The following is a 7,405-nucleotide window of genomic DNA, read 5'->3' on the forward strand; positions in this document are numbered from 1 at the left end:
TCACCAAATGATAGTTTATTTAGTGAGCTGTTTTCTATTTTTACCTTATGCACCCATCAAGTTGTACTTTAGGGAGCTTCCAATATCGGGACGAGGTGATGGAACATGCTCTTCAAAACTGTTGGCAGGAGATTGTTTTAGCTCGTCGAGATTGGCATAGCAGCGCATATTGTCACGTTGTAAAGCTCCAGTTATGACACCGCTCTCCCAGTCCTCCATATTACCAATAATAAATAGGTGGTGCTTTGCTCTTGTGACGGCCACGTTTATTAAGTTCGGCTTACTGTTGACCCATTGAATACCACCAGTATTTTGCCTAACTGATGATGCAGCAGTACATAGAAGCACAGTTGAGGCTTCTTTTCCTTGGAAGGTATGGACAGTACCAATATTTTCTTTACTAAACTCTTTTAGGTCAGTGTCTTGTTTTGCAGAACCGAAGGCTTTTTTCATCCACTCGTGGTTATTCGAGTCTTTCAGAGCATCATCCCACTGCTTCGCAATTGTTGATCGCATTTTAGAAAATGGTGTAATTATATATACGCCACCTTCAACCATGCTCGGTTGCTTCTCACAAAGATGTCGAACAAGCTCTATTGCAGCTTTTGCTTCAGTGTAATTGAAATAGCCACTGCCATTTATATTATCTGCTTGTTCCGAGATGTGTACCCAACCGCTTTGAAGAGCGTTCCATTTGAATGGTGGAGAGGCCAAAACCATCTTGTCATCATATGCTATGTTGTTCGCAATACTGAACATAGGTTCTGTGCAGCGACGATGAACGAGAAGTGGTATACCTACGGGCCTGTCTCCAATTTGTGCGTAGTAGTTACAAGCTTTGTCAGCAATTGACTGAGCCGACGACTCTGCAATTAGATAATCGTCACCCCATTCACGCTTTCCATCATTATCGGATACATCCAAGAAGTCCCTTGCTATAGCGAGGTCTATTTTTTCAGGTGTTGTGACAACCGGCTCAAGTTGGATCGGGTCACCAACGAAAATAGCCTGTCTACACCTTTGTAGAAGGCCCGCTACATGGTAGTTCACAGCCTGTCCTGATTCATCGAACATTGCTATACCAAACCCTTCAGGCTGTTGCATTAGGCGGAATTGATTTTCTACCGAAGCCAGTGAAGTACTTACAGCAGGGAAAAACAGGAATAACACTGCCCACAATTTCTTGTGGTGAGGCTTTAGTTCCTTGGTTTCTAGTTTGCCGTCGATCAGAGAAGCAAGGTCTTTAAAAGTGTTGCTGTTGAATTCTTTTGCCGCTCGCTCAATGAGCGCCTCATTTAGGGTGAGTGCCGCGGTAAATAACTTTGATCTGCTGTCGTTAATTGGCTCACTTCCTAATGGAGAGCTTTGCTGTAATCGAGCCTCTGCTTGATTCCGGTCTTCTCCTTCTTTAGCTTGATAGCTATTTGTAAATAGGAGATGCTTGGTTGCATCTAAGCCCCACTTGTTGTGTTTTCCGCCTTTGATATCGTCATGTATTTCTTTGTATTCTTTCAAAGCGGCATTAAAGGTATCTTTTGCTCTTAGAAACTTGTCTTCTAAAGCTTGCTCAGCCAATTTTCTGGCAAACCACTGTCTTCGCAATGCATCGAGTGCGCTAAGTGCTTGGTCCCAGTGTTCATCACCAAGTTGAGTCCAACCGTAAGCAAATTTTTCTACTGATGCTTTTTCGTCATCTATTAGTTGAAGAGAGTCGCAAAAATTCCTGAAGAAATCTCTGTGCTCTTTACGGATTCGTGAGCCTTCAATTTCATCGATTATTTCCGTTAGTTGTGAGTTTTCCTTCCACTGGGATACAAACTTAACGACAACCTCTTCACAAGATTGAGCTGTTTGTTTTTTCAATGAATTGTAGAAGTAGAAAAATTGCAAGTGGTCATTGAGTCCCTTAAGGTGTTGTTCCAATTGTTTTAAGGTCTTTTTGAATACCTTACGGTTGTTCGATTTTCCTAAGACGGCACAGAACAGTCCCCAGTCACCAGGTTGAGCTACAGAACGAAAATGCCGAGTTTCATCTTGGTAGCGTTTATCAATTTTGCTTAGTGAAGGAAGCTCTTTAGATATATTTTCTACAGCTTTATTGTTACTTGATGCGACAATGATGCTTGCGGCCATAACAGCTTCAATTGCATCCTCTTCAAGTATCCAATCGGACTCTTGCTTTAGTTCTAAAAGCTTCTGGGTTCGCTCAACAATACGCTCAGCAATCACATCTTTGAGTAGTGTGGTTTTTCCTGTTCCTGGAGGTCCATTAACTGCAACAACTGGGTTTTCATCTTTCTTAGAGGCGACATTTACAGCAATACTTTGCAGCAAGCTTAACCCATATATAGGGTTCTCCGGCCAACGCCCCTTAGGGATACGCATGGTAAGAGGGAATATCGTCTTAGTGCTGTCCAGTGCAGAACCAATTAGTATTTGAGAATTTGCTCCAAGTAAGTACCGTTGAAGAGGCTTTGATAATTCACCGGATGAACACTCTTTAATAGCTCTCTCCAGGTCTTCAACAAAAAACGGACCTAATTGTTGGTTGTCATTTTCTTTTTTGTAAAAACAGAAACGCCAACGAAAAGTAAGCATGTTTTTGTTTTTGCTATAGGCAGGTCTGTCGGCTTCTTCTAAAGTAGATTCAATTGGTATCGCGCGGTCTAGCATAAACTGTTTAGATTTATGGTCCGGCCAAAATTCGATAGCGAGTTCTCTGTTGATAGCAACGATGGCATTGAACAACTCATCGGTATTAAGTGACGGTTCTCCGTCCTCGGGGTCGAAGTGATGTACAAAGCGATTTTCAATTGTTGTAAAGCGGGCTTCTACCCATTCCGAGAGACTCATATTGTCAGGAATGGAAGAAGGACATTTTCTATATAGAGTCCGGATTGTCGCTAAATTTACGGTTTGATCCGCATCTTCATCAGAACGGGCCCAAACAATCGTGTTTCGCTCCGCATCCCAACTAGGACTGAATGCTTGAGCGACAAGGTAGGTTCTTGGGGTTTTATAATTTGGGTGATCTTCTCCCTTTTCTAATAAATACCCCGCGCGATGGCATTGGAACATAATGACTAACTTACTCTCTTCATTGAGCTCTAATTGGCCATTGAGGTAATCATTGTTCGCTTTGTTCCCCCACATTGTTTTGAAGTGAGTCGCTTCTTTTGAGGGGGCGTTTTTATCACTTTCTAGTGGGCACTCAGGTAAGTCAAATAGTTCAGAGTCTAGCCAATAACTCAGGGTGTTAATACAACGCTGCTTTTCATAAGCTGTTCCGTTAACCGCAGTATCTTTGGATAAATTATTGGAGTGACCAGCGATTGGATTTCTACTGAAACCTTTCTGAGTTTGAGTTTGAGATTGTTGCTGGAAGAGAGCCGACAATATACGTTTTAGAGTGCCCTTCATTGTTTACCTTGCTAATTTTTCTACGTATTCAATGTTATACCTCAAATGCATCGTGTTTAATACTTTCTTGTGTTTATCAACATGATAGTTTAATGATTTAGTGTTCAGGGTTGCTTTCGGTATTTCCTCCAAAGTAAGTAGAGAGACATGATTCAACGGTTATATGCGGTATTTCGACATATCCCGGTAGTGAGATCCTAACAGGCGCTAAACTGTTCGACGTATACGTTGGTCAAGGCGTTGAAGAAGGTAAGAAGAGCCTGGCAATCGCACTTAGCCTGCAGTCTGTAGATCGCACACTTGAAGATGCAGACATCGCTGGTTCAGTAGATGCTATCGTAGCTTCAATCTCAGAGAAATTTGGCGCAGCACTTCGCGACTAATCTCTTCTGATAGAAAATCAAAGGCCTCGCAATTGCGAGGCCTTTTTTGTTGGCGATTGAGATGAGGTGTTAGCTTGCAATACGGAGCTTAAGTTTATTTAACCGTCGTAATCCACGCTTTCTAAATAGTTTTCTCCATCGGGCCCGAGATACCATCGAATAGTAGAAAAAAATGCTTGGTAGTTACCATCTTTATCTTTAGATAAATGTGATTCAGCCAATATTTTCATCGCCTCTTCGAACTCAATCTGACCTACCTCTGTTAATTCCATTAATTGAGCTCTTAGTTTTTCAATAGTACTTTGTCTAAACTTTACTGGACGTGATGAATCAAGTTTCAATAAAATAATTGAATGTTCAGCTTTAGTTTTTATCGTATTTGGGCAGTCTGCCTTTACAGATATGTTTCCATCTTCATTAAACTCAAAGATTGGAGGAAATGCTGGAATGTCTATTAGAGGATCCAGCAATTGACTAGTCCAGTCGTTGTTCGCTTTATCAACATCACAACTAAATTCTGGATTTGTGTATCGTATATCGCTATCCACTACAGACTTAGTATTGCCACCTGTGCAGCATCCAAACATATTCGGCCAATGTAGCGCATAATTTATACTATCGTTGCGTTTATCTTCTGGTTTAGGGTTCTCGGGATAGAAATGCTCAACGCGAAAGTCGTTAATAGCGTTGCCCCCACCATCCTTCAAATCAATTTCGCAGTATACACATAGCCCTTTTTGTTCGCTGAGGAGAGCTTGACGAACATCAATATTAGGCTGTTTCCCAGCATTTCGTTTGAATCCTTTTTTCCAGTCGTCTATTGGGTTAAGTTCTCTGTATTCATTTAAAGCATCAGGTTCGTTAGATTTTGTGATCTTTTTCATACTAGCTAACCCCTGCGGCGTTCTCGTAATCGAATGTCCATTTTGAGTTGTCTCATTATCGGATCATGCTCTCCGGCCCAACTAACGAGTTCACTCTCTAACTCTAAAGCCTCATCTGTATCCCAGCGGTCTTCTTTTATGAGCTCTTTATATCGGTTAAGCTTCTGAACCTCATCCACTTTGTCTGGTCTAGAATCCGTTAAAAATATATCTTCTAAGATCATCTTTGATTCGGAGCCCAAAGAAAACCTAGGTTCTTGAACACTTAAGATTCCATTTTCGTTATTATCAAGAGCCTTGATACAGTAATTAGGTATCGTTGAAAGCACTTGAGGGCTGTGAGTCGTCAGAATAAACTGAATGTTTGGAAAGACTTCTGATAGCTTTATTACAATATCCTGCTGCCATTTGGGATGTAGGTGAAGGTCAATTTCATCGATGGTTACAACTCCGGCCCCGTGTAGAGAGTGATTACCTTTACCTGGGTTTAAAAGAACTAATCGTCGGCTAATATCACTAACTATAGAAAATAGTGCTTTCTCTCCTTGAGATAACTCATCGGAGGAAATGGTTGTACCGGACTTATCCATCAATACAGAAATGGTTTCATCGTCAATCTCAACTCTAATGTTTGAGATGTCCATGAATTTATAAATAGCTTCTTTTACAACTTTTACTACAACTGAGTCAGTATCATTTCGCAAAACCTCTAAGTTCTGGATCTCGGTTCTCAACTCACTCATATCACGTTGCATATCTATACCAAATTGTTGATGTAGTTTGATTTCATCTGGCAAAGACTTGTAAATTCGGTCAATTGTTTCAAATTCAGAAATCTTTTTTAGGTAATCCTTTTCTATTTGACTGTCGTGACTAGATAAAGCATCTAGCTGAACTAACCATTCCACTAGTTGCTTATATTTCTTATGCTCATCAAAACAGTGTTTATATGCGTCTAGTTTTGGTGATAAAGATATTTCTTCTTTTGAATTACTTTCTAGCTTTATTTCGAGTGATCTACTAACTGAATAGTGTGCAAACAAGGGGAGGCTATACGATTCATTTTCGTCATGATAGAACCTATACATTTCTGAAAGGATTTTTAATTCAGCAAGCTCACTACTTAGGCGGCTTGATTTTTTACTTTTAAATAGCATGAGCTCGAATTCAGTTTTATCATTGACAGTGAATACTGTCTTTATAAAACAATCGTTTGATTTGGGATTATTATTTATCTCATGATTATCAATTTTCTTACCGATGCCTTTCGTTCTAATGCCGTTGGTCAACCATGATGCAGACTTAACAATAGCGTCCAGTAATGTAGTTTTACCACAACCATTAATTCCAACGAATACATTTATATTTGGATGTAGACGCAGACTCCCTTTTACCTCTTTAATACCCTTGAAATTAATAACTTCTAACTCGCTTATGTATGGCCTAGCTGTAGATAGTTTTTCTCTAACATTCGAATAGTATTCATTAGATAGTGCTTTGTTTTGGTCTAGAGAATATTTTCCTAAAGCATGCCACTCCGCGACTTCAAATAGACAACCAAGGTCACCAGATTCAGCACTTTTTATTTTTTCTTCTACCGTCCTAGTCTTTTTAGTATCATTATTTTTCATTATTTTTCCATGCCCCACGAGTGATAGAATCAATAGTGTTTTGTGAGTATTTTTTACATAGCCTTATCATAAAAGAAGGTTCTACATGCTTCGCGAATCCAAGTAATCCCTGGAGAGTTTCTATGTTCTCAACATCAAGAGAACCCAATTTATATTTATGTACGAGTGATGATATATATCTTTTCTTTTTTCTTCCTATTGATAAATTGTTATCGTTAGTAATCGTTACACCAGTGATATGTCTATTATGAGCTTTTGAAGAAAAGGAGGTTTTAGACTCGTTAACTGATAGCTTGTTATCGTATTGTTTTTCTAATAAATAGTTTACTAAAGACGGAATATTGAATAATAAATTCTTTGTGTTTGTAGAAAAAAATAGATCGTCTGCGTATCTAGTGTATTTAATATTTGATGAGTGACATATAGTAGATATTGCTTCATCAAAATTATACATAATGAAATTTGAAATTAGTGGAGATGAAGGTGCACCAACACTAAGCTTTAGCTTGTTATTGAGCTCTTTGGCCGGGCTCCAGAATATAGTATTGTGAAGTAGTTTTTTATTTCTAATGAAGATGCTATGACTCTTTAGCTGATCTTCGAATAATTCAGTATCAATACTATTGAAAAAGTCTGATAAGTCCATTTTAAGAAAATATGGGTTTTTCGAGTGTGCAAATGCATTGTCTTTGATGCTTACGCCATCTCGGTAGGCAAAAGCAGCTTCATGCACAGGTAACTGTTTTTGTAATAATTCGACAAGTGCACGCTGAGTTGCTTTTAGCGGTTTTGATGGGTGAGCTATAAGTCTTTTACCACCATTACGCTTGGGGATCGTATAGACTTTATACATTTTCGGACCACGGGCTTTAACGTCATTCAGTGTTTGAGTTGCGATAATTTCAATATCTTTTGCCGTGAATTTATCTGTGTACTCAGATAGTACAGAATTAGCGTAAGCAGTTACTGGGGTTGAATGTATTAGTTGTTCTATTAACTTCGCCATACTTTACTCTTAAGTTTACGCCCTTCATAAGAAGGGCGTAGATTACTCTTTACTAAAGGAAGCGAAAGCACATAAAGCATC

General features: G+C 39.3%; 5 protein-coding genes. 1 reads left to right on the forward strand and 4 read right to left on the reverse strand.

Annotation, left to right across the window (positions count from 1 at the left end):
• Nucleotides 1-45 precede the first annotated feature (45 nt).
• Nucleotides 46-3,420, reverse strand: coding sequence for an AAA domain-containing protein (locus BCT34_RS04455; RefSeq protein WP_076651503.1), 3,375 nt, complete (start codon nucleotides 3,418-3,420; stop codon nucleotides 46-48).
• Between the two features lie 194 nt (nucleotides 3,421-3,614).
• On the opposite strand from BCT34_RS04455, the gene BCT34_RS04460 reads away from it, so the two are divergent.
• Nucleotides 3,615-3,803, forward strand: coding sequence for a hypothetical protein (locus BCT34_RS04460; protein ID WP_277869198.1), 189 nt, complete (start codon nucleotides 3,615-3,617; stop codon nucleotides 3,801-3,803).
• A gap of 98 nt (nucleotides 3,804-3,901) precedes the next feature.
• On the opposite strand, the gene ptuB is transcribed toward BCT34_RS04460, so the two are convergent.
• Genes ptuB through BCT34_RS04475 form a run of 3 tightly spaced genes read right to left on the reverse strand, consistent with a single transcriptional unit; the run spans nucleotide 3,902 to nucleotide 7,324 of the window.
• On the reverse strand, nucleotides 3,902-4,687 hold the full coding sequence (gene ptuB, locus BCT34_RS04465) for a retron Ec78 anti-phage system effector HNH endonuclease PtuB (protein ID WP_076656178.1): 786 nt from the start codon (nucleotides 4,685-4,687) through the stop codon (nucleotides 3,902-3,904).
• A gap of 5 nt (nucleotides 4,688-4,692) precedes the next feature.
• Entirely contained in the window at nucleotides 4,693-6,318 is a 1,626-nt protein-coding gene (locus BCT34_RS04470; RefSeq protein WP_076656181.1) for an AAA family ATPase, read from the reverse strand.
• Nucleotides 6,308-7,324, reverse strand: a complete 1,017-nt coding sequence (locus tag BCT34_RS04475) for a retron St85 family RNA-directed DNA polymerase (protein WP_076656184.1) — start codon at nucleotides 7,322-7,324, stop codon at nucleotides 6,308-6,310. Before BCT34_RS04475 ends, BCT34_RS04470 begins: the two co-directional genes overlap by 11 nt.
• Nucleotides 7,325-7,405 lie beyond the last annotated feature (81 nt).

This window comes from Vibrio sp. 10N.261.45.E2, assembly GCF_002875705.1.
Taxonomy (GTDB): domain Bacteria; phylum Pseudomonadota; class Gammaproteobacteria; order Enterobacterales; family Vibrionaceae; genus Vibrio.

What these genes read in the sequence shown, in the direction of transcription:
- BCT34_RS04455 (WP_076651503.1), bottom strand. Translation starts at nt 3,420, where the DNA reads ATGAAGGGCACTCTAAAACGTATATTGTCGGCTCTCTTCCAGCAACAA.
- ptuB (WP_076656178.1), bottom strand. Translation starts at nt 4,687, where the DNA reads ATGAAAAAGATCACAAAATCTAACGAACCTGATGCTTTAAATGAATAC.
- BCT34_RS04470 (WP_076656181.1), bottom strand. Translation starts at nt 6,318, where the DNA reads ATGAAAAATAATGATACTAAAAAGACTAGGACGGTAGAAGAAAAAATA.
- BCT34_RS04475 (WP_076656184.1), bottom strand. Translation starts at nt 7,324, where the DNA reads ATGGCGAAGTTAATAGAACAACTAATACATTCAACCCCAGTAACTGCT.